Origin of the sequence: Pseudomonas solani, assembly GCF_026072635.1 — a bacterium.
Taxonomy (GTDB): Bacteria; Pseudomonadota; Gammaproteobacteria; order Pseudomonadales; family Pseudomonadaceae; genus Metapseudomonas; species Metapseudomonas solani.
In genome coordinates this window covers 5,037,940-5,058,949 of record NZ_AP023081.1, presented here as the reverse complement: position 1 = coordinate 5,058,949, position 21,010 = coordinate 5,037,940, and the positions used below count along the sequence as shown (strand labels likewise).

General features: G+C 65.7%; 22 protein-coding genes. 14 read left to right on the top strand and 8 right to left on the bottom strand.

The genetic code is table 11. From position 1 onward, the window contains the following. The first annotated feature begins 131 nt into the window (after positions 1-131). From PSm6_RS23145 to PSm6_RS23110, 8 genes are all read left to right on the top strand, one after another. The gene (locus PSm6_RS23145; RefSeq protein WP_021219161.1) at positions 132-1,085 is read left to right on the top strand and encodes a LysR family transcriptional regulator; all 954 of its coding nucleotides are present in this window, start codon (positions 132-134) and stop codon (positions 1,083-1,085) included. A gap of 745 nt (positions 1,086-1,830) precedes the next feature. After that, the gene (locus tag PSm6_RS23140; RefSeq protein WP_236209169.1) at positions 1,831-2,385 is read left to right on the top strand and encodes a hypothetical protein; all 555 of its coding nucleotides are present in this window, start codon (positions 1,831-1,833) and stop codon (positions 2,383-2,385) included. A gap of 9 nt (positions 2,386-2,394) precedes the next feature. Next, on the top strand, positions 2,395-2,691 hold the full coding sequence (locus PSm6_RS23135; protein WP_265168368.1) for an EF-hand domain-containing protein: 297 nt from the start codon (positions 2,395-2,397) through the stop codon (positions 2,689-2,691). Positions 2,692-2,708: 17 nt separating this feature from the next. Next, positions 2,709-3,281, top strand: coding sequence for a sigma-70 family RNA polymerase sigma factor (locus PSm6_RS23130; protein WP_236209167.1), 573 nt, complete (start codon positions 2,709-2,711; stop codon positions 3,279-3,281). After that, the gene (locus tag PSm6_RS23125; protein WP_021219165.1) at positions 3,271-3,573 is read left to right on the top strand and encodes a hypothetical protein; all 303 of its coding nucleotides are present in this window, start codon (positions 3,271-3,273) and stop codon (positions 3,571-3,573) included. The genes PSm6_RS23130 and PSm6_RS23125 overlap by 11 nt, the downstream gene beginning before the upstream one ends. Further along, a complete protein-coding gene (locus tag PSm6_RS23120; protein ID WP_021219166.1) occupies positions 3,570-4,007 on the top strand; it encodes a periplasmic heavy metal sensor in 438 nt (145 codons plus the stop codon). The genes PSm6_RS23125 and PSm6_RS23120 overlap by 4 nt, the downstream gene beginning before the upstream one ends. 93 nt (positions 4,008-4,100) lie before the next feature. Then, positions 4,101-4,868, top strand: coding sequence for a substrate-binding periplasmic protein (locus PSm6_RS23115; RefSeq protein WP_236209166.1), 768 nt, complete (start codon positions 4,101-4,103; stop codon positions 4,866-4,868). A gap of 115 nt (positions 4,869-4,983) precedes the next feature. Beyond that, positions 4,984-6,597 carry an FMN-binding glutamate synthase family protein gene (locus PSm6_RS23110; protein WP_236209165.1) on the top strand — a complete coding sequence of 538 codons (1,614 nt, stop codon included), beginning with the start codon at positions 4,984-4,986 and terminating at the stop codon, positions 6,595-6,597. A 40-nt stretch (positions 6,598-6,637) separates the two neighbouring features. Here PSm6_RS23110 and PSm6_RS23105 read toward each other — a convergent pair whose 3' ends face one another. From PSm6_RS23105 to gcvA, 3 genes are all read right to left on the bottom strand, one after another. Further along, positions 6,638-7,126: a DUF7689 domain-containing protein gene (locus PSm6_RS23105; protein ID WP_021219169.1), complete on the bottom strand. Its 489-nt coding sequence runs from the start codon at positions 7,124-7,126 to the stop codon at positions 6,638-6,640. A gap of 99 nt (positions 7,127-7,225) precedes the next feature. Continuing rightward, a complete protein-coding gene (locus PSm6_RS23100) occupies positions 7,226-7,693 on the bottom strand; it encodes a GNAT family N-acetyltransferase (protein WP_236209164.1) in 468 nt (155 codons plus the stop codon). Positions 7,694-7,703: 10 nt separating this feature from the next. Then, positions 7,704-8,585, bottom strand: a complete 882-nt coding sequence (gene gcvA, locus PSm6_RS23095; protein WP_021219171.1) for a transcriptional regulator GcvA — start codon at positions 8,583-8,585, stop codon at positions 7,704-7,706. Between the two features lie 133 nt (positions 8,586-8,718). Between gcvA and PSm6_RS23090 the strand changes: the two genes are divergently transcribed. From PSm6_RS23090 to PSm6_RS23080, 3 genes are all read left to right on the top strand, one after another. After that, complete coding sequence (locus PSm6_RS23090) at positions 8,719-9,675, top strand: DMT family transporter (RefSeq protein ID WP_021219172.1); 957 nt, start codon at positions 8,719-8,721, stop codon at positions 9,673-9,675. 214 nt (positions 9,676-9,889) lie between these two features. Continuing rightward, the gene (locus PSm6_RS23085) at positions 9,890-10,171 is read left to right on the top strand and encodes a hypothetical protein (protein WP_021219173.1); all 282 of its coding nucleotides are present in this window, start codon (positions 9,890-9,892) and stop codon (positions 10,169-10,171) included. A gap of 127 nt (positions 10,172-10,298) precedes the next feature. After that, positions 10,299-12,302 carry a peptidase U32 family protein gene (locus tag PSm6_RS23080; protein WP_021219174.1) on the top strand — a complete coding sequence of 668 codons (2,004 nt, stop codon included), beginning with the start codon at positions 10,299-10,301 and terminating at the stop codon, positions 12,300-12,302. 61 nt (positions 12,303-12,363) lie between these two features. On the opposite strand, the gene PSm6_RS23075 is transcribed toward PSm6_RS23080, so the two are convergent. Next, positions 12,364-13,254 carry an oxygenase MpaB family protein gene (locus PSm6_RS23075; protein ID WP_081672185.1) on the bottom strand — a complete coding sequence of 297 codons (891 nt, stop codon included), beginning with the start codon at positions 13,252-13,254 and terminating at the stop codon, positions 12,364-12,366. 84 nt (positions 13,255-13,338) lie between these two features. On the opposite strand from PSm6_RS23075, the gene PSm6_RS23070 reads away from it, so the two are divergent. Beyond that, positions 13,339-13,947, top strand: coding sequence for a TetR/AcrR family transcriptional regulator (locus PSm6_RS23070; RefSeq protein WP_021219176.1), 609 nt, complete (start codon positions 13,339-13,341; stop codon positions 13,945-13,947). Between the two features lie 209 nt (positions 13,948-14,156). Here the strand turns inward: PSm6_RS23070 and PSm6_RS23065 are convergent, their stop codons facing one another. From PSm6_RS23065 to PSm6_RS23055, 3 genes are all read right to left on the bottom strand, one after another. Continuing rightward, positions 14,157-14,564: a hypothetical protein gene (locus tag PSm6_RS23065; protein WP_169708388.1), complete on the bottom strand. Its 408-nt coding sequence runs from the start codon at positions 14,562-14,564 to the stop codon at positions 14,157-14,159. Beyond that, complete coding sequence (locus PSm6_RS23060) at positions 14,561-17,206, bottom strand: DUF8812 domain-containing protein (protein WP_265168367.1); 2,646 nt, start codon at positions 17,204-17,206, stop codon at positions 14,561-14,563. The genes PSm6_RS23065 and PSm6_RS23060 overlap by 4 nt, the downstream gene beginning before the upstream one ends. Positions 17,207-17,891: 685 nt before the next feature. Beyond that, positions 17,892-18,740, bottom strand: a complete 849-nt coding sequence (locus PSm6_RS23055; RefSeq protein ID WP_021221750.1) for a CAP domain-containing protein — start codon at positions 18,738-18,740, stop codon at positions 17,892-17,894. A gap of 258 nt (positions 18,741-18,998) precedes the next feature. Between PSm6_RS23055 and PSm6_RS23050 the strand changes: the two genes are divergently transcribed. Both PSm6_RS23050 and PSm6_RS23045 read left to right on the top strand, forming a co-directional pair. Next, positions 18,999-19,757, top strand: coding sequence for a class I SAM-dependent methyltransferase (locus tag PSm6_RS23050; protein WP_021221749.1), 759 nt, complete (start codon positions 18,999-19,001; stop codon positions 19,755-19,757). 385 nt (positions 19,758-20,142) lie between these two features. Continuing rightward, positions 20,143-20,640 (top strand): BRO-N domain-containing protein, encoded by a 498-nt coding sequence (locus PSm6_RS23045; RefSeq protein ID WP_236233463.1) that lies wholly within the window; start codon positions 20,143-20,145, stop codon positions 20,638-20,640. 79 nt (positions 20,641-20,719) lie between these two features. Here the strand turns inward: PSm6_RS23045 and PSm6_RS23040 are convergent, their stop codons facing one another. Further along, positions 20,720-20,980, bottom strand: coding sequence for a hypothetical protein (locus tag PSm6_RS23040; RefSeq protein ID WP_021221747.1), 261 nt, complete (start codon positions 20,978-20,980; stop codon positions 20,720-20,722). Positions 20,981-21,010: the final 30 nt, after the last annotated feature.

Sequence of the window (21,010 nt, the reverse complement as noted above, 5' to 3'; positions counted from 1 at the left end):
CGGCGGCGATTCTATGTGTGGCCCGGCTTCGGGATAAGCGCTCGGATAGGCGATTCATTGTGTACTGATCAGCCATAATCCCCTCGGCACTTCATGCCAGAATTCGCACCCCTTCCAGGCCGGAGCCCTTCATGGACATCCTCTTCAACATGCGCGCCTTCGTCTGCGTGGCCGAAACCGGCAGCTTCACCGCTGCGGCGGCCCGTCTCGACCTCACCACCTCCTACGTATCGCGCGCCGTGGCCACCCTGGAAACCCACCTGCGTACCCGCCTGCTGCACCGCACCACCCGTCGCATCGCCCTCACCGAAGCCGGCCAGCGCTACCTGCTGCGCTGCGAGCAGATCCTCGGCTACATAGAGGAAGCCGAAGCCGAAGCCAGCGAAGCCCACGCCCGCCCCGCCGGCAACCTCAAGGTCCACGCCATGACCGGCATCGGCCAGCACTACCTGATCAAGGCCATCGCCCAGTACAGCGAGACCTACCCCGACGTCAGCTTCGACCTGACCCTGGCCAACCGCACCACCGACATCCTCGACGAGGGCTACGACATCTCGGTGGTGATCGCCCAGGAGCTGCCCGACTCGGGGTTCATCTCCAAGCAGCTCGGCACCACCTACAGCGTGCTCTGCGCCTCCCCCGCCTACATCGCCAAACACGGCGCCCCGCGCCAGCCGTCGGACCTCACCCAGCACCGCTGCCTGCGCCTGGTGAACTCGGTGATGGCCCTGGACAAATGGCTGTTCGAGGGCCCGGACGGGCAGCAGATGATCTCCATCAACCACACCCCCTTCCAGGCCAACACCGCCGACGCCATGACCGAAGCGCTGATCGCCGGCATGGGCATCGGCGTGCTGCCGGTGTACTCCGCGGTCAAGGGCCTGGAAGACGGCAGCCTGGTGCGCGTGCTGCCGCGCCACAGCCTGTTCCCCCTGGGCATCTACGCCCTCTACCCGTCGCGGCAGTTCCTCGACGCGAAAATCCGCACCTGGGTGGAATTCCTCCGCGACTTCCTCCCCGACCGCCTCAAGGCCGACGACGCGGTGATCACCGCCTGCAGCAATGCCCTGGCGCCGCAGCCGTAGGGTGAACCCCGCCTCACCAGCCAGCCCAGCATCCGTGGTCACGCCGGGCTCCGCCGGTGGATGAAAAGAGCGTCATCCACCCTACATCGGCCCACCTCTGTGCCCCCACTCCAGCACCACCGTCGCCGCTGCTAGGGTGGATGACGCTTCACCCATCCACCAAGCGGAGCACCCGATCGCACGGAGCGGTACCCGACAGCCGGCCCACCTTGGTGCCTGCGAAAAATAAGGTTCATCGCGTCTTTCCGGGGAAGGCAGCCTTGATTTTCAGTCTGTAGGGCGGGTGAAACCCGCGTGGCCTTGCGCACGGCCCCGTCGGGTTGCACCCGACCTACAACGGCGGGCCCCTCCTGTGGGAGCGGCTTCAGCCGCGAAAGACCACCCGCTGGCAGCCGGCTGAGGGGTGGCCGGAGGTTCCATCGCGAAGGAATTCGCGCCCACGAGGCGGGCATGCGCGCGGGCTGCACGATCGCCTGGTGGATGAAAAGAGCGCCATCCACCCTACATCCGGCCCATCTCGGTGCCGGCTCCGCCAACTGATCACCAAGCTCTTACCGCCAACGCCACGGTCGACGCCGCGTAGGGTGGATGACGCTTCACCCATCCACCAAGCGGAGCACCCGATCGCACGGAGCGGTACCCGACAGCCGGCCCACCTTGGTGCCTGCGAAAAATAATCGCAGGTACCCCGCCATCGCCGGCGTACAACCCTCGAACCCGCCCTTTTCCCGGCAACGAGGCTCCCATGAACGCCACCCTGCGCAACGCCCTGCCCCACCTGCTCTGCCTGCTCTTGCTGTGCGCCGGCCTGGCCGAGGCCAGGGAACGCCAGCACGCGGGCGGCTTCGTCACCGGCCGTGGCCAGGCCGGCAGCTGGCAGACCCAGCGCAGCGGCAACCTGGCCGACGGGCTGACCCGCCAGCGCAGCGTCACCGGCGCCGACGGCCGCAGCGCCAGCACCAGCAGCACCACCCGCTACGACCGCGACAGCGGCCAGTTCAGCCGCAGCAGCAGCGGTGCCGATGGCCGTGGCGTCACCCTCGAAGGCACCCACGCCGACGGCCAGAGCAGCGGCACCTGGACCACCAGCGACGGCCGCAGCGGCAGCTTCAGCCAACAGAGCCAGCGTGGCGACGACGGCCTCACCCGCCAGACCCAGGTCACCAACGCAGCGGGCGAGACGGCGCAACGCTCGGCCAGCTACAGTTTCGACCGCGACAGCCACACCCTTTCCCGCAGCGTCACCGGCAACCAGGGCGAGACCCGCACCGGCAGCCTCACCCTGACCCCGAACCCCTGAGGTGATTCCATGAACCCCATCCCCAGCCTGTGCCTGGCCCTGCTCCTCGGCGCCAGCCTCAGCGCCCAGGCCGCCGGCGACGGCAGCCGCCGCGAGATGCTCCAGGAGCGCATGCAGGAACGCATCAAGGCCATGGACGGCAACGGCGACGGCGCCATCTCCCACGAGGAGTACATGGCCCACGCCGAACAGCAGTTCCAGCGCCTGGACGCCAACCACGACGGCCGCATCACCCAGGATGAGATCGGCAAGCTGCGGCAGCAGGCGCAGCAGGCGCAGCAGCGCCAGGGCGGCCAGTTCCCCTGAAGCCGGCCCACTGACGGATGGAACTCGATGACGAGCAGTTGATGGCCGCCGTGGCCGAAGGCGACCAACGCGCCTTCGCCACCCTGGTGCAACGCCACCTGCCCCGCGCCTACGCCATCGCCCGGCGCGTGCTGCCCGAGCAGGCCGATGCCGAGGACGCCGCCCAGGAAGCCTTCACCCGCATCTGGACCCACGCCGCCGACTGGCAACCGGGCCGGGCGCGCTTCACCACCTGGCTGCAGCGCATCCTGGTCAACCAGTGCCTGGACCAGTTGCGCCGCCGCAAGCGCCGCCCCGAGCAGGGCATCGACGCCCTGCTGGAGGAGCTGCTCGACCCCGGTGCCGACACCGCCGCCGAAGTGCAGCGCGCCCGCGAGGCCGCCGAGGTGCAACGGGTGGTGCAGCGCCTGCCGGACAAACAGCGCATGGCCGTGGTGCTCTGCTACTTCGAGGAGCACAGCAACCCCCAGGCGGCGGAGCTGATGGGCGTGCATATCAAGGCCCTGGAGGGGCTGCTGGGCCGCGCCCGTGCGCAACTGCGCCGCTGGCTGCCCGGCCGCCCGAACGAGGAGAACACCGATGAACGATGAACAGGATCTGCGCCGGCGCCTTGCCGCACAGCCAAGACCGACGCCCCCGGCCGACCTCGCCGCGCGCATCGTCGCCCGCGCCACTGCGCAACCGCAGCGCCCGGGCTGGCGCCGACGCCTGCAACGGGCCCTGGAACAATGGCGCTACGGCTGGCAGGTGAAGCTCGCCAGCCTCGCTCTGTGCGGCGTGCTCGGGCTGCTCGCCGGCCATGCCGGCGCACCGGCCGGCGACGCCGACCTGGAAGTGGCCGCCCAGGCCCTGGACCAACTGCTGTGGACGGAAGAACCATGAACAGGACCTGGCTGCTCGGCGGCGCCCTGCTGCTCTCCCTGGCCGGCAATGCCTTTCTCGGCGGCTGGCTGATCGCCCGCCCGGCACCGGGCGACTCCGGCTTCCAGGGCCAGCCCATGCGCCAACTCATTGCACGGGTCCGGGAGCTGCCCGCCGAGCAACGCGGCGAGGTGCGCGCGGTGATCCGCCAGCACGCCCCGCAGTTGCGCGACCTGGCCCGCACCAACCGCGACAACCGCCAGCAACTGCTCGATGAATTGGCCCGCGAGCCCCTGGACGCCGCCGCCGTCGAACGACGCTTAGCCCAGCAGCGCGAAGCCACGGCAGCGCTGCAGAGCGCGGCCCAGGCGATGCTGCTGGAGATCGCCGGCAAACTGCCCGTGGAGCAGCGCCGCCGCTTCTTCGACCGCCCACAGGCCTTCGGCGCACCGTGACGGGCACAGGGCGTGCCGGCTGGCAGGCCGGCACGCCCTGTGCTTGGCTGAACGGGTGCCACGCCGCCCGGCGTGCATCGCCGGGAGAATTCGATGTCCCGATTCCGGATCCTGTTGTTCATCTGCCTGTTCGCCTGCGCCCGCCCGCTCTTCGCCGAGGGCCACATCCGCATCGCCATCGGCGAGTGGCCGCCTCTTATCAGCGCCGCGCAGCCCGGCAATGGCGTGATCCCCACCCTGGTCAGCGAGGCCTTCGCCACCCAGGGCATCACCGTGGAATACGGTTTCTTTCCCTGGAAGCGCGCCTTCGAGGAAGTGCGCCAGGGCCGCTGGCAGGCCTCGGCCGTGTGGGGCCGCAACCCCGAGCGCGAGGCCTGCTGCCTGTTCTCCGAGCGGGTCTACAGCGACGAAGTGGTGCTCTTCTACAACCGCGCCCGCCCCGTGCAATGGGACGGCACGCCGGCCGACATCGAGCGCCTGCGCGGCCTGACCATCGGCCTGCCCCTGGGCTCGGCGAAGACCCCGCTGCTGGAAGAGGCCGAACAACGCGGCCTGCTGAAATACGAAGTGGGCGGCGACGAAACCAGCAACCTGCGCAAGCTCGCCGCCGGGCGTATCGACGCCGTGGACATGGTCAAGGGCACCGGGCAGTGGCTGGTGAACCAGAAACTGGACGCGGACGAAGCCGCGCAGCTGACCACCACCGCACCGCTGCAAAGCTGGGAGTACTTCGTGCTGTTCGCCGGGCAACCCGCCGGCAACCGCGATTATCTGGAGGCCTTCAACAAGGGCCTGGCCGCCCTGCGCGCCAGCGGGCGCGAGGCCGAGTTGTGGCGGCGTTTCTTCGCCGCGCCGCGCTAGCCTACGGCGCCTGGCGCGCTCACCCGACGAGCTTCAGGGTGCCCCTCGCCGCGCCACAAGGCGTAACCTTGACGCTCCGCTACGCTGAACCCGTGCCCTCTCACAAGGAAACCGCATGAGCCTGTCGCTTCTCAGCCGCTACGCGTTCTTCGCCTTCTGCGTGCTCTTCACCCTCGCCACCCTGCCCTTCATCGAACATGAATGGGTCTGGCCCTTCACCCTGCTCACCGGCGTGCTGTCGCTGGTCGGCATTCTCGACCTACTGCAGAAACCCCACGCGGTGCGCCGCAACTACCCGATCCTGGGCAACATCCGCTACCTGGTGGAAGGCATCCGCCCGGAAATCCGCCAGTACCTGCTGGAGGCCGACGGCGACAAGCTGCCCTTCTCCCGCGCCCAGCGCTCGCTGGTGTATGCGCGGGCCAAGAACGAAGGCGCCGACAAGCCCTTCGGCACGCTGATGGACGTCTACCAGGCGGGCTTCGAATTCATCGGCCACTCCATGCGCCCGGCACCGCTGAGTGACCCGTCGGCCTTCCGCATCGAGATCGGCGGGCCGCAGTGCAAGCAGCCCTACTCGGCGTCGATCTTCAACATCTCGGCCATGAGCTTCGGCTCCCTCAGCGCCAACGCCATCCGCGCCCTCAACCAGGGCGCCAAGCTCGGCGGCTTCTACCACGACACCGGCGAAGGCAGCATCAGCCCCTACCACCGCGAGCACGGCGGCGACCTGGTGTGGGAACTGGGCAGCGGCTACTTCGGCTGCCGCACCGCCGCCGGCCTGTTCGACCCGGAGCGCTTCGCCGCCCAGGCGCAGGACCCGCAGGTGCGGATGATCGAAATCAAGCTCAGCCAGGGCGCCAAGCCCGGCCACGGCGGCATCCTGCCCAAGCACAAGGTGACCCAGGAAATCTCCGAGACCCGTGGCGTGATGATGGGCGAGGACTGCATCTCCCCCTCGCGCCACAGCGCCTTCTCCACCCCGGTGGAGATGATGCAGTTCATCGCCCAGCTGCGTGAGCTGTCCGGCGGCAAGCCGGTGGGCTTCAAGTTCTGCCTGGGCCACCCCTGGGAATTCATGGGCATCGCCAAGGCCATGCTGGCCACCGGCATCTACCCGGACTTCATCGTCGTCGACGGCAAGGAAGGCGGCACCGGCGCCGCGCCCCTGGAATTCACCGACCACATCGGCGTGCCGCTGCGCGAGGGCCTGCTGTTCGTGCACAACGTGCTGGTGGGGCTGAACCTGCGCGACAAGATCAAGCTCGGCGCCAGCGGCAAGATCGTCAGCGCCTTCGACATCGCCAGCGTGCTCTCCATCGGCGCCGACTGGGCCAACTCCGCGCGGGGCTTCATGTTCGCCATCGGTTGCATCCAGTCGCAGAGCTGCCACACCAACAAGTGCCCCACCGGCGTCGCCACCCAGGACGCCCTGCGCCAGCGCGCCCTGGTGGTGCCCGACAAGGCCCAGCGCGTGCACAGCTTCCACCGCAACACCCTCAAGGCCCTGGCCGAGATGCTCGCCGCCGCCGGCCTCGACCACCCGGCGCAGCTGGAACCGCGCCACCTGGTGCGCCGCGTCTCCGACAGCGAGATCCGCCTGTTCTCCCAGCTCCACGTGTTCCTCAAGCCGGGCGACCTGCTCAAGGACACCATCGAAGCCGACTTCTACGGCCGCATGTGGGAGATGGCCCGCGCCGATAGCTTCGAGGCCGCCTGCGGCTGGTGACGACGCTTACTGGCTGCACCCGGGGACACGGACGTCCCCTTCACGCCTTCCTGAACGACTTCACGAGCGCACCGTAAGTCTCACCTGCAAGCTCCAGGCGCCCGTGGGTGACCCGTGCGCCGGGGTAGAGCTTCGATTCCCACAAGTCGTCAGGCATGCCATCGATCTTGGGGCCGGTGTACTTCTTGGTGGCATGGCTGGCGAAATGGCCGTTGGAAATGGCCATGAGGTCCACATCAGCGGCATCGTGCCCCGCTGGCACCTCGACGAACCCCATGTCCAGGTAGAACCTCACCATGCCGGTGACCGCCTCCACATCGAATTCGAGCGTGGTGTCGCCCACGGTCCAGCCGATGCAGTTGTAGCCGTCATAGCAGCCAGGCGAGGTCACGTAGACATTGGCACGGGTCAGGCCGGGGAAGGCCGCGCTGTAGTCCGCCCATTCCTCATCGGTGACCGGCCTGGGTAGCGAATCATGTTGAACGGTGCCAACGGCGGCGGTATTCACTGGTTTCTTCTTGCGCGGCATAAGGCACTCCATCGCTGGGCCGGGTCGTCAGTGGCAGCATCCTGGCCTGTGCACAAGAGGATCGCTGCCAAGGACTTCTTATAGACCACCGCCCATCACTCACCCAGGCTGAGCAGCCGCCAACGAGCGCTCCATCACGATGGTGCGCTCCTCGCCCCGGATAATCTGCTGCACGGCCTGGAAGCCCAGCCCCGCGTAGAAGCCTTCGGCGGTGATCGACGACGGCACCTTCAACACCGCGACGCCGCGCTCCCGCGCCAGCGCCTCGACATGCTCCATCAGCCGCCGGCCAACGCCCAGCCCCTGGGCACCTGGCGCGACGAAGACGGTGCGCACCACGTCCCCGTCCAGGCTGGCAGTGCCGATCACGCAGCCCGCCTCCTCCGCCACCAGCACCTCGCGCGCCGCCAGCAGCCCCCGCACCTGCTCGGGGCCGAAGTTCGCCTGCACCGAGGCGATCACCGCCGGCGGGTAGTCACGGGCGTTGCTCTCGGCCAGCGCCAGGAGCACCACCTGGCTGATGGCCGTGGCGTCGTCAGGGGTGGCGGTTCTGATCAGGTATTCCATGTTCGATTCCTCAAGCCCTGCCCGCCTCGGCCAGCAGCCATTCGCGGAACGCCGCCACTGCGGGACGCTCCAGAACGCCGGCCGGGTAGACAAGAAAATAGGCCAGGGCGCTGGCAACGCCCTGGTCGAAAAGCACCGCCAGGGTACCGGCCGCGAGCTCGCGATGCACAAGGGAGCGCCGCACCAGCGCCACCCCGAGCCCGGCCCGGGCCGCCTCGATGGCGCCGTTGCTGTCGACGAACAGCGGCCCGCGCGTGGCGTCCACGCCCGGCACGCCGGCCGCCTCCAGCCACAGCGGCCAATCGTGGCGGTGCTCGTCGTGCAGCAGCGTGAAGCCCGCCAGGTGCGCGGGCGTCGACAGGCTCGTACCGGCGGCCAGCGCCGGGCTGCACACCGGCACCAGCTCGTCGTCCACCAGCCGCTCGGCCACCAGCCCCTCGTAGCGGCCGAAGCCGTGGCGCACCGCCAGGTCGATGCCGTCGTGGGCGAAATCCATGCGCCGGTTGGACGGGCTGATGCGCACGTCGATCCCCGGCATCCGCGCCTCGAAGCCACCCAGCCGAGGCACCAGCCACTGCAGGGCGAAGCCTGGCGTGCAGGTCAGGGTCAGCACCGCCGGCCGCGCGCGGGCGGTGATCTCGGCGGTGGCTTCACGCATCAGGCGGAAGGCCGTGCGCAGGGTGGCGAAGTAGTCCGCGCCCTCGGCGGTCAGGGCCAGGCTGCGCGGCCGGCGCAGGAACAGTTGCACACCGAGAGCCGCCTCCAGCTCCTTCACCTGCAGGCTCACCGCCCCCGGCGTCACACAGAGTTCACGGGCGGCCAGGGTCACGCTGAGGTGGCGGGCCGCCGCTTCGAAGGCGCGCAGCGCGCTGAGGGAAGGCAAGGTGCTCATGCTTTAGAAAAACTCGATCGTCCGTGGAGAAAAGCTCGTTTGTCACGCCGAGCCCCGTCCGAATAATAGGGAGCCACAGACGGGATTCAAGCGACCGCCTGCAACGAATGGAACTCAAGCAAGGAGACAGGCGATGAACACGCAGAACGTCATGGGCACACGCGAATGGGGCATGCTGGTGGCCCTTTCCATCCTCTGGGGCGGTTCGTTCTTCTTCGTCGGCATCGCCGTGAAGGAATTGCCGCCTTTCACCATCGTCATGGCCCGCATCGGCCTGGCCGCCCTCGCCCTCTTGGCCCTGGTGCATCTCATGGGCCTGCGGATGCCGCGCGATCCCCGCGTGTGGCTGGCGTTCTTCGCCATGGGACTGCTCAACAACCTGATTCCCTTCTGCCTCATCGTCTGGGGCCAGACCCACATCGCCAGCGGCCTGGCCTCCATCCTCAACGCCAGCACGCCGCTGTTCTCGGTGCTGGTGGCGCACCTGCTGACCCAGGACGAGAAGATGACCGGCCGCAAGCTCGCCGGCGTGCTCATCGGCCTGGCCGGCGTCGCCACCCTGATCGGCCCCGCTGCGCTGTCGGGGCTCGGCAGCCATATCTGGGCGCAGCTGGCGGTGCTCGGCGCCGCGCTGTCCTATGCCTTCGCCGGTATTTTCGGCCGTCGCTTCAAGGCCATGGGCGTGCCGCCGATGATCACCGCTACCGGGCAGATCAGCGCCTCGACCCTGCTGCTGATCCCCGTCGCCCTGCTGGTGGACCACCCCTGGACCCTGCCCCTGCCCGGCCCCGCCACCTGGGCCGCACTGGCCGGCATCGCCCTGCTCTCCACCGCCCTGGCCTATGTGCTGTACTTCCGCATCCTCGCCAGCGCCGGTGCCACCAACCTGATGCTGGTGACCTTCCTCATCCCGGTCAGCGCCATCCTCCTCGGCGCCCTGGTGCTGGGCGAACAGCTGGAGGCCAAGCACTTCATCGGCATGGCCCTGATCGCCGCCGGCCTGGCCGCCCTCGACGGCCGCCTGGTCACCGCCCTGCGCCCGAAACCGCGCCACCCCGACCGCGACAGCTTCCTCGGCAAGGACATCTAGCCCCCGCCAGCCGCCAGGCCCCGGCGCGCGGGGCCTGGCAACCCAGCCGACACAAGGCTCGAATAATTCTGCAACTCACCCTCCGGCACCCGGTCTATGGTTATCAGCGATCGCCACGCCCGTTGCACAGCGGCCACAGAGCCGCGTCGCGCAGCGGTCGGCAGGATCGCAACCCCACTCAAGCCTGTCGTCTGCCGGACAAAGGAGTTGCCCCGTGAAGTGCTTGATCTGCGAACACGAAGCCAAGCCCCTGGAATCGCGCGGCCCCGGCCTCGCCCTGCGCTGTCGGGAATGTGGCAGCTACCAGGTGGACGAACGCCTGCTGGCGCGCCTGCGCCTGAGCGGCGAAATCCTCGATGAACAGCAGGCCCGCACCCGCCTGCACTTCCGCCGCGCCGGCCACCAGGGCCTGCCGCGGCTGGACGCCGCCGACGCCGACCTGCTGCAACCGCGACCGCTGATCCACGACTGGATTCGCGATATATCCAGTTGCTGAGGGCCTCGCCGGGGCGCCAACCGTCGGCGCCGCGAGCGACCGTCGGGAATGAGCGCGGCCAAGGGTGCCGAGCACGCGCGGTGCGGCTACAATTCGCGCCCTGCACCGTGCCGGAAGCCTTTTTGCCATGTCCCTACCCAAACACCACCTCGAACTGCTCAGCCCTGCCCGCGATGTGCACATCGCCCGCGAGGCCATCCTGCATGGGGCCGACGCCGTCTACATCGGCGGGCCGAGCTTCGGCGCGCGGCACAACGCCTGCAACGAGGTGGCCGATATCGCCCAGCTGGTGGAGTTCGCCCGGCGCTTCCACGCCCGCGTGTTCGTCACCATCAACACCATCCTCCACGACGACGAGCTGGAGCCGGCGCGCGCGCTGATCCACCAGCTGTACGACGCCGGCGTCGACGCGCTGATCGTCCAGGACATGGGCGTGATGGAACTGGACATCCCGCCGATCGAGCTGCACGCCAGCACCCAGACCGATATCCGCACCCTGGAGCGGGCCAAGTTCCTCGACCAGGCTGGCTTCTCCCAGCTGGTGCTGGCCCGCGAGCTGGACCTCAAGCAGATCCGCACCATCGCCGACCACACCGACGCCGCCATCGAGTTCTTCATCCACGGCGCCCTGTGCGTGGCCTTCTCCGGCCAGTGCAACATCTCCCACGCCCAGACCGGCCGCAGCGCCAACCGCGGCGACTGCTCCCAGGCCTGCCGCCTGCCCTACACCCTCAAGGATGACCAGGGCCGCGTCGTCGCCTTCGAAAAACACCTGCTGTCCATGAAGGACAACAACCAGAGCGCCAACCTCAGCGCCCTGGTGGACGCCGGCGTGCGCTCCTTCAAGATCGAAGGGCGCTACAAGGACATGGGCTACGTGAAGAACATCACCGCCTACTACCGCCAGCGCCTGGACGGCATCCTGGAAAACCGCCCGGACCTGGCCCGCGCCTCCAGCGGCCGCACCGACCACTTCTTCGTGCCCGACCCGGACAAGACCTTCCACCGTGGCAGCACCGACTACTTCGTCACCGACCGCAAGATCGACATCGGCGCCTTCGACTCCCCCACCTTCACCGGCCTGCTGGTGGGCAACGTCGAGAAGGTCAACAAGCGCGACCTGCTGGTGGTGACCCAGGAGCCCCTGTCCAACGGCGACGGCCTCAATGTGCTGGTCAAGCGCGAAGTCGTGGGCTTCCGCGCCAACATCGCCGAGCCCAAGGGCGAGTTCGAGGAAGACGGCCAGAAGCGCTACCGCTACCGCGTCGAGCCCAACGAAATGCCCGAGGGCCTGTTCCGCCTGCGCCCCAACCACCCACTCTCGCGCAACCTCGACCACAACTGGCAGCAGGCCCTGCAGAAGACCTCGTCCGAGCGCCGCATCGGCCTCTCCTGGGTCGCCAAGCTGCGTGAAGAACGCCTGGAACTGACCGCCACCAGCGAGGAAGGCATCAGCGCCAGCGTCGCCCTGGACGGCCCCTTCGGCGCCGCCAACAAGCCCGAGCAGGCCCTCGAACAGCTGCACGACCTGCTCGGCCAGCTGGGCACCACGATGTACCACGCCGACGCCGTGGAGCTGGACGCGCCCCAGGCCTTCTTCATCCCTAACTCCCAGCTCAAGGCCCTGCGCCGCGAAGCCATCGAGGCACTGACCACCGCCCGCGTCGCCGCCCACCCGCGCGGCGGCCGCAAACCCGTCGCCGTGCCGCCGCCGGTGTACCCGGAAGCGCACCTGTCGTTCCTCTACAACGTCTACAACCAGAAGGCGCGTGACTTCTACCACCGCTACGGGGTGCAGCTGATCGACGCTGCCTACGAGGCGCACGAGGAAGCCGGTGAAGTGCCGGTGATGATCACCAAGCACTGCCTGCGCTTCTCCTTCAACCTCTGCCCCAAGCAGGCCAAGGGCGTGACCGGCGTGCGCACCAAGGTCGCGCCGATGCAGCTGGTGCACGGCGACGAAGTGCTGACCCTGAAGTTCGACTGCAAGCCCTGCGAAATGCACGTGGTGGGCAAGATGAAGGGCCACATCCTCGACCTGCCGCAACCCGGCAGCGCCGCGACCCAGGTGGTCGGCCACATCAGCCCCGACGACCTGATGAAAACCATCCGCAACCGCGCCCCGCACTAAGGCCCCGCCCAACCGCGCCACCCCTGTAGCCCGGGCTTCAGCCCGGGACCGGTGAAGCCCATCAAGCCCCGGGACTCCGCTGCTCTGCAGGGGCAGCCAGGCGCGCACGCCGTATCGCCCGCCGCGCCCGGGGGAAATAGCCCCACTCCCCAGGCAGCACACGCCAGGCCAGCCGCAGGAACCCGGCGAGCAGGCGCAACCGGCGCTGGTCCGACGCCGTCCAGCGCAGCCCCAGCCGCTCCCGCAATACCGGCGGCAAGGTGCCCCGCGCCACCCAGCGCACGCCGCCCACCAGCACCGGCTGCAGGCACCACCACAGCGGGCCGCGCATCCAGGAATAAGGCGCCTGCAAGCCCCCGGTCGAGCCGAAATACCAGGCGGTGATCTCCGTCGGCTGGAGGCGCTGCTCCAGCATCCGCTGCCAATACTCCTGAAAGGCGACGTAGCTTTCCGGCACCTGCCCCATCGGCAACCCATAGAGGGCATACCAGTGGACGGACTCCTGGTAGAGGCGCTCGCATTGCTGTTCGTCCAGGGGCGTACCAAGCCACTGCTGCAGGGCGATCTGCGCCTCGAAGAAGGTCGCGTGGGCCCAGTAGAACAGCTCGGGGCTGAGGGCGTGGTAGGGCCGCCCCTGCCCGTCCTGGCCCTTGATATCGCGATGGAAGGAGCGCACCTGCAAAGCCGTGCCGGCAGCCTGGCCGCCGTCGTAGACCACACCCAGGATCGGCGGGATGGAGCGCAGCAGGCGGTTCCAGGGGTTGGCGAACAGGTCGGAGTGCTGCAGCACGCCCGCGGCCAGGCCCGGGTGCATGTTCTGCAGGATGCCGGTGCGCCCGATCAGCAACAGGCCGCGCAGGTCGCCGAAGTAGCGCCAGGTGAGCGAGTCCGGCCCCAACGGGCTCGGCTGGGCAGGTTGATGGGCGGGCTGAGCGAGGTCTGCTGTATGCATGGAAGCGGCTCCGGCAAGGGCTTGGAAACGCCCTCACGCTAATGCGACTATCCGCTCGCATTCAATTCGCGTCCGGAGCCTGTCATGCGCAAGCAGCCCCGCCAGCAACGCTCGCAACAGATGGTCGCCGACCTGGTGGAAGCCTGCGCCCGGGTCATCGCCCGCGACGGTCTGGCACGCCTGAGCACCAACCTCATCGCCGCCGAGGCCGGGGTCAGTGTCGGTTCGCTTTATCAATACTTCGCCAGTAAGGAAGCCCTGGTCGAGGCCCTGCTCGACCGCATGAGCCAGGCGCTGGCCGACGTGGTCCGCGACAACGCCACGGCCTTGCTGGCGGACGACGTGCACACCGCCGTGGAGCGCCTGCTGCAGGCGGTATTCGCATTCATCGACCGCAACGCCAACCTGCACCTCGAACTGGCGCGCCACTGGCAGGACTTGCGCACGCTAAAGGTGGTCGACGAAATGGAGCGGCACCTGTTCGACTTCTGCCGCCTCTACCTGCTGCGCCACCTGCGGGAAATCCCCATCGACAACCCGCTGCCCACGCTCTACGTGGTCATCAACAGCGCGCTGATGACCATCATCCGCTTCATGAGCCACCCCCATCCGCCGCTCACGCGCAGCGAACTGATCGGAGCCCTGAGCGACATGTTCGCGGCCTATATGGCCAGCCTGGCACAGGCGAAGTGAAGTAAGGGCGGCAGGCCTTCATTCGAACGCGGGAAACCACGTCCTCAGGACGTGGTCATGAGCCATCGGCTCCAACTGTGACGGTGCGAATTGAGAAGCCGGCAGGATGAACGCGAGCCGTAGGGTGTGCCGTGCGCACCTCCGCACGGTGCTTTCGGCAGGCTTCCTGATCGACTCCGGTGGCGGAATTGGCGATGTGAATGAGAGACCTATTGCAACTCCCCACAGACAAGGTGCCTAGCTACTTCGCCAGCAAAAATTACTTCACATTTTTTTACTTGCTCTCCCGTAGGTATCAATGGCGTAAACCCAATTTCAAGAATCAATTTCCCCGAATCAAAGGCCCCATCCTTTAGATCGACATCTGCAAAGTCGGAATTAAAACTCTTTCCATCTAGCGAGCAAATGCTATTTTCCGAATCAATCTTGACCTCAGCCCCACCACCCGGCCGTAGAACTTGAACCACGATGCACTTGTTGCTGAAAACAGCAAAATATCTGATCACTTTACCACCAACAACACCTGATCCTGCCTGACTGACCTGCCTGTAATCCAACATATCTCCCGCCATAGCCATTGAGCAAAAAAACACCAACAACAGAATAGATCTACTCAATTAAGATACTCCCTTCTTCTCATGTATCTATCGGATGGCACTCCGTACCAGTTTTCAATACCCGACATGACCTTACGCATCCCTAAAATATCGCTATCAACAAAATATCTCTGCATAACAGCGCGCTTTTCCGGCGTATAGTCACCCCTGTATATCAAATCAACCACTACATCCTGAATCTTTGAATCAACCGCCTCCCAATTCAGAATTCCATAGTTATTTACATTAAAGCTGCTCCCTGAAATTCTAATCACCTCCTTCCTCATAAAATCATAGACAAGCAAGAATAATTTGTACTGCTGCTCCCTGGTTATCGCTTGCTTCTTTATATTTTCCGGAGCTCTTTCCAAATATGCTTTCGCACTTTCCCCTCGCAACCCCTTGGCACCCAAGAGCCATGAAAAGAGCGGCTCTTGAATACCAACCCCACCTAAATCCATTTCAGGAAAGGGCCTCTGACCCAAATCATACCCACGCCCGATAGTTACTCCTGACTCTCCACCAGGCCAATGCGCAATCCTGCTAAAGTACTTATGCAAATAGTTCCTTTCATTTTCGACATCATTACCCTCAACATCGAAGGTCAACTGCCCACGCGGAACTATTAGCCATGAGACATCATCCGCGCCAATAGCACCTGACAAGCCGATCAAAATACCAATAGGATTTAAAAAGCTAAGCACAGCATCATTAGGTAAGTAACCCAATACGGATACCTCCTCCCACCAACTCAACTCCTTAATCCGTTCCTTCTCAGCCACCCAATTCAAGATGGGCGTCGATCCCGTATGCCCGAGCACCTTATCCAGCGCATCCCACTTCCGTTGTTGATAAAACCACTCACTTTCGTAGTGAATGACCAATTGAGAAATGGACTGGGCGTAGGCGGGAACCTTGAGCGCCTTCTGAATCTCGTCAGTGGTGATCTTCCCATCACGATCTGCATCGATGATTTCGAAGAGCCGCTCTCTTACCGGTCCTTTGTCTGATGCATCGGCCAGGGGCTTCCACTGCTCCATTTCCTTGCCATCAAAGTAATCGCCCATGTTCAACAGGAAGTGGGCCAGGGCGTTCTGTGGCGGGTCGTCGTTGTAGATGACTTCATAGCCGTCCCACGACCAGGGGTTGACCCAGGGCGTTACACCGATTTCATCGCAGATCCACCCCATGGGGATGTCCTTGCCCGCTGCGTCGATCAACAGGTCATCCAGGCGATACCAGTTCCTGGCCTTGGACGTCTCAGTGGCGGGTACGGTGATCTTTCTATCTGCCGACAGGCCGTCCAGTTCGGTACGCGGGATCAGCAGCTTCGCACCGCTCGCAACATGGGGGTCGCCAAGGTTCGGCGGAGCCGAGTGGCTGTGGCCTGGCTGGTGGACGACGACCGTCGTGCCCTTTTCCAGCTTCAGCCAGGTTCTGGCTTTCTCGGGCATTTGGTCTGCCCATTGGCGGCTTCGAGCGAAGAAGGCCTCCACGTTTTCACAGGCGAAGACTTCCAGGTGCAATCGCTCCTGCGGGGCCTCCTCATTGCTCTCCTGGTAGGGGCCGAGGTGACCGATAAGGTCGCCGGCCTTGATCGGGCGGGGCCTGTCCAGCACCACGACCTTCCCCCGTTCGGGTACGCGCTCACCCTCCAGCGAAGCGAGATGCACGTACTGGACGACGCTTTCCAGCTTGCGGAAGTCGCCTTCTCCACTGATGGTGATTTCCGTGCCGCTGGGCAATTCGAAGATCTTGTCGCGGGAGGTGTCCGGTGTGGGTCGCACCCGCAGCGCATCACGGGTCGTATTGACCCGATAGGCTCCACCGCCCAGGTCCAGCAATGCGCTGAAGCCGACATAGCCTTGCAAGGTGCCGTCTGGGTTTTGCAGTTTCACCGGCCCCTTGATGCCCTCGACTTTGCGATAGGCACCTTCACCGCTGACGGTGATGGCAGTGCCTTGCGGTAGAAAGCCGATGGTCTTGCCCTGAGTCGGAGCGTGCCTGAGGTTGAGGCCTCTTTCGCCAGCACGGACAGGACTGAAGTCTGTATCCGTCTTCACCCGGTACTGGTTCGACTCCGGCCAGAACGCTGGCCGTGGTTTGTCAGGGTCCGCCAGGTAGCTCGCCCAGTCCGCGAGGTGCATGTACAGGCTGTAGAAGATTAGGCTGGGGGGCGTGTCGGCGACGCCTTCGATCTTCGGGGCCTCCAGACGGTGGCAGACCAACACGAAGCCCGTGGCGAAGGGTGCCTTCATGATCACGCCTGGTGCCGGGAAGAACGTGGTCTTAGGCGTTTGCTCGGGAATGCGATAGGCGATCACCTCACCATCGGCCAGGCAACGCACGAAGCTCTGGCCTTGAGGGCCCGCCGTGCCCGCCGTGCCTGAATCGAAATGCACCCCGCCATGCCACAGGCCATTGCGCCCCAGCGGAAAGTAGCCCGACTGTGCCTTGGCCAGCGTGGCCAACTGCTGGAAGACGGACGAGGTATCGCCAAAGGGGTGACTCCAGTTCTTCACTGCCGGCAAGTCGTTGAGAGGTGGCGACTCCAGCGGCGGAGCTGGCGGCGGCGGGCTGGGGCGTTGCACCGGCGGCGCGGGAGGTCCCTCCCGCCAAAGACGGTACTCATCCTTCATTGCGTAAAAGAGGTCGATAAGCATGGGGCACGCTCCTTTGCGTGTTCCGGGGCGGCACTAGCCGAGCAGCTTGTGAGGCGCCGGTGGCGAGGGGTGGCATCAACGAGGCGATGCGTCGAACGCGCCTATCTGGAGACGGCGGCGACTGTGACCGAAGAAATGGCGGCGTCCGGCGGGGCATGCTCTGGCCTCATCGATGACATGACCCACATGCATCACGGGCCTGCAACCGTATTGCTACGAACTGCCGAGCCCCGCATGCGGGTGAGACAGTAGGCTGAATACCCTCAGGAGCTGGGAATAGGGAAAAGCCCCCAGCAGCTAGCGAACCTTCTGAAGCGATGATGGGCATCGACAAAATGCACAGGGCTACCGCAAGACAGAGGTGTGCTTTCGACGCCTTTATGCAGAAGAGCAACTCTGTGTCTTTGCCCTGCGCGAGCCCTTATTCAATGGCCGTAAGCGGGTGCATGGTTCACCAGCAACAGTGCGGGCACGGCGCGAAACCAGCCACATCAGCCCCGACGACCTGATGAAAACCATCCGCAACCGCGCCCCGCACTAAGGCCCCGCCCAACCGCGCCCCCCCTGTAGCCCGGGCTTCAGCCCGGGAACCGATGCGCACTAGCACCCGGACTGAAGTCCGGGCTGCGTCCCTGCAAGCCAGCGAAAACCGCTGGCAACGCCGCGATGGCAACCCAGGCAGGTTTTACGGAGCGCCCAGCAGCAGCGTCCAGTAGACCCCACCCGCCTTCGCCGCAGGCGACTGGGCGCCGCCCAGGTCGGTGAACAGCGGGCTCATCAACCGCGAGCATTCCTCCGGGCTGGCCAGCCAGCCCTGCACCGCGCTGGCCGCCGAGCCCATGCCGGCGGCGATGCTTTCCGCCACCCGCGTGCCCGTATAGCCAGCACTGCGCGCCCGGTCCGCCGGCGCGCTGCCGTCGGTGCCCTGGTGGGCGAAGAAGCCGTTGAGCGCCATCGACTGGCTGTGAGAGGTCGCCGCCGCAGCCAGGGCCTGGTTCCAGGTCAGCGGCGGTGCCGAGGCGAAGGGCTCGCCCCCGCAGAGGCGTGGCTGCGCCCGCGCCGCGTTCACCTGCTCCAGCAGCGCCGAAATGGGTGACGGCCCGCCGGTCAAGACCGCGCTGTGCAACGGCCGGGCGAAGGTCACCCGCCACACCGGCCCCGCCTGGCTCACGCCCACATCGACGAACTGCGGATTCAGCAGCACATCGCAATACCCCTGCATCGCCGCGAACGCCGCCTGCGCATTGGCCGGGCCGGAAAGGCGGATGGTGCGCACATCCCCGATGCGGTAACCGGATTGCCCCAGCGCCGCGCGCCAGGCCTCGCCGCTCTCGGTCGGCAGCACCAGGCGCGGGTCATGGGTCAGGGGCGTGAGTACAGCGGTGGGCTGGTTGCCGCAGTTCTGCGGCTGGGCGCGGTAGGCATTGATGGCATCGACCAGCATGGCCTCCTCGCCAGCGGAAGCAGCGGTGGCGAGCAACAGGCCAAGCAGGAAAGCGAACGGACGGATGGGCAAGGCAGCAAGTGGGCGCATGGTTCGAACCTCATATGAAGGAAGTCGGGCAACCACGGCGCCAGCCCGGGCGCCACGGCACCCGGGGTTCGCAAGCCCGTGAAGGTTGGAACCGCAACGGCGCCGCCGAGTTCAGCGGCGCCCGAAGGGGGCGGCTCGCCTGAGCGCCAACCTCATCGCCATATGGCCAACCTGGCAAAGGCGAAGTAAGGGCTACGCCCCTATGAAGGCAGGGCCACAGAGTTGCGGTAGCATCCCCCGCTTGCCATGGAGAGTGATATGCAAAACCGATACGGAAGACTCGCCTCGTGGATTTATCACCTGGATAAACCCATCGGCCATTCATTTGGAGATCTGGAGTACTACCAGCAGCGTCTGGCGGACGTTGATGGCCCGGTACTGGAACCTGCAGTGGGTAATGGACGGATCTTCATACCGCTGCTGGAGAGGGGCCTGGCCATCGAGGGCTTCGATGCCTCCCACGAGATGCTCGAATACTGCCGGCAGGAATGCCGCGAGCGGGGGCTGCCCGCTCCCCTCACACAGCAGACGTTCGAGCAGTTCAGCTACGACCAGCCATTTGCGGCCATCATCATGCCCGCCGGCTCATTCCAGCTGATTACCGAAACCGCCTCCGCGATGACCGTGCTCAAGCGGTTCTGGAATCACCTGCAGCCCGGCGGGAAGTTGATCATGGACATCGACCCCATCGAGAGCATCATCGGGGAGGCACACGCCGCACGGAGCTGGACAGTGGATGGCAACAGCCTGCTCACACTGACCAGCCATCGAGCCGAAGTGGATTACCGCAAGCAAACCACGCTCTCTCATCTGCACTACCAGCATTGGCAAGATGGCACCTTGCAGTCCGCCGAACTGGATCTGTTCCACCTGCGTTGGTGGGGCGTCGACGAACTGGCATTCGCGCTACGCGAAGCAGGTTTTGTGGATGTAGTGGCCTCAGGTGGCTACCAGCATGGCCGCTCCCCTTGCCAGAACGACCACATCATCAGCTTCGAAGCACGCCGCCCAGGTTGACGAGGCCACGGACAGAGGCCGTGGCAAACATGGCGTGCACCTGATCGAAAGCGGCCACGCCGCTCAGTGCACCCGAGGCGGTTGTTCAAGCAACCGCCTCACCCGGTCAGTGGCAGACCATGGGCCCGCCCTGACGTAACGCTTTCCGTCCCAAGGCCCGCCACGTTCTCCCGAGCAAGACGGCAGCCTGTCGCCCTGCCGGCCCCCTCCTCCCCTTGCCCTCGGGCTCGCCCGTCCCTATCCTGCGCCGGTCACGGTCAATCCCGTGGCCGGGATTGACAGCCCGATTTAGTAGGCGAGTTGCCTTCAGCTACACCCGCAAAGCCGTAACGGCTCGGCTGGCCTAACTGACGGTAAGCAAATGGACCTTAATTGGAACTTCGCCATGCATGACGCACTTACCCCCATCACCTTCCAACGCCACTGCCATCAACTGCGCGCGGTCATGATCGACAACCGCCCCTGGTTCGTCGCCCTCGACTTCGCATTGATGATCGCCGCCGCCCGGCCGTATCGGCTGACCAAGCGCCTCTACCCGCACCAGTTCCGCTTCGCCTACCTGCGCTACAGCACAGGCCTTTGCGAAGAAGTGGAACTGATCAGCGAAGCCGGCCTCTACCGCGCCCTCTACCGCTTCGGCCACCCCGAGCATTGCGCCCTCAGCCAATGGCTCAGCGACGAAGTGATCCCCACCCTCCACGACTACCACCGCGACCCGCAGGCCAGCCCGCGACGCATCCTCATGACCTGGGCCAACCAGCGCATCGCCGCGCTGCACTGGCAAAGCGAAACCTGGATCGCCCGGCAGGACCTGCCGCGCTTCATGGCCGCGCACGATGATCCACGGCTGGGGGATGGGCCGAGTTGGAAACGGTTTTTCTAGGCCTTGGAAAGGGAAACGCCGCATGGAAGTGCGGCGTTTTTAGTTGCGAAGATATCGCCACCACCCTGTCCAGCCACTGTCAGGGCACCTGGCGCCCCAAGGGCAATCCGACCATCTCCACCAGCCGCAGGTAGTCCTCATAGTTACTGCGCGACAGGTGGATCACCGCATCCATCAACGCACCCTCCCGGTACCCATCGAGAAACGGCCCCGGCACACCATCGTGCAAAGACACGTTTTCCAGAATCACCTCGGCGATCACCAGGGTGGTATGCAGGCGTGCATCCAGGCCCTGGACCAGTTGCTGCAGGCGGCGTTGTTCGTGAGTGATATCGCTCATGCCGAAACCTCCCCGTGGGTGGGAAGGATG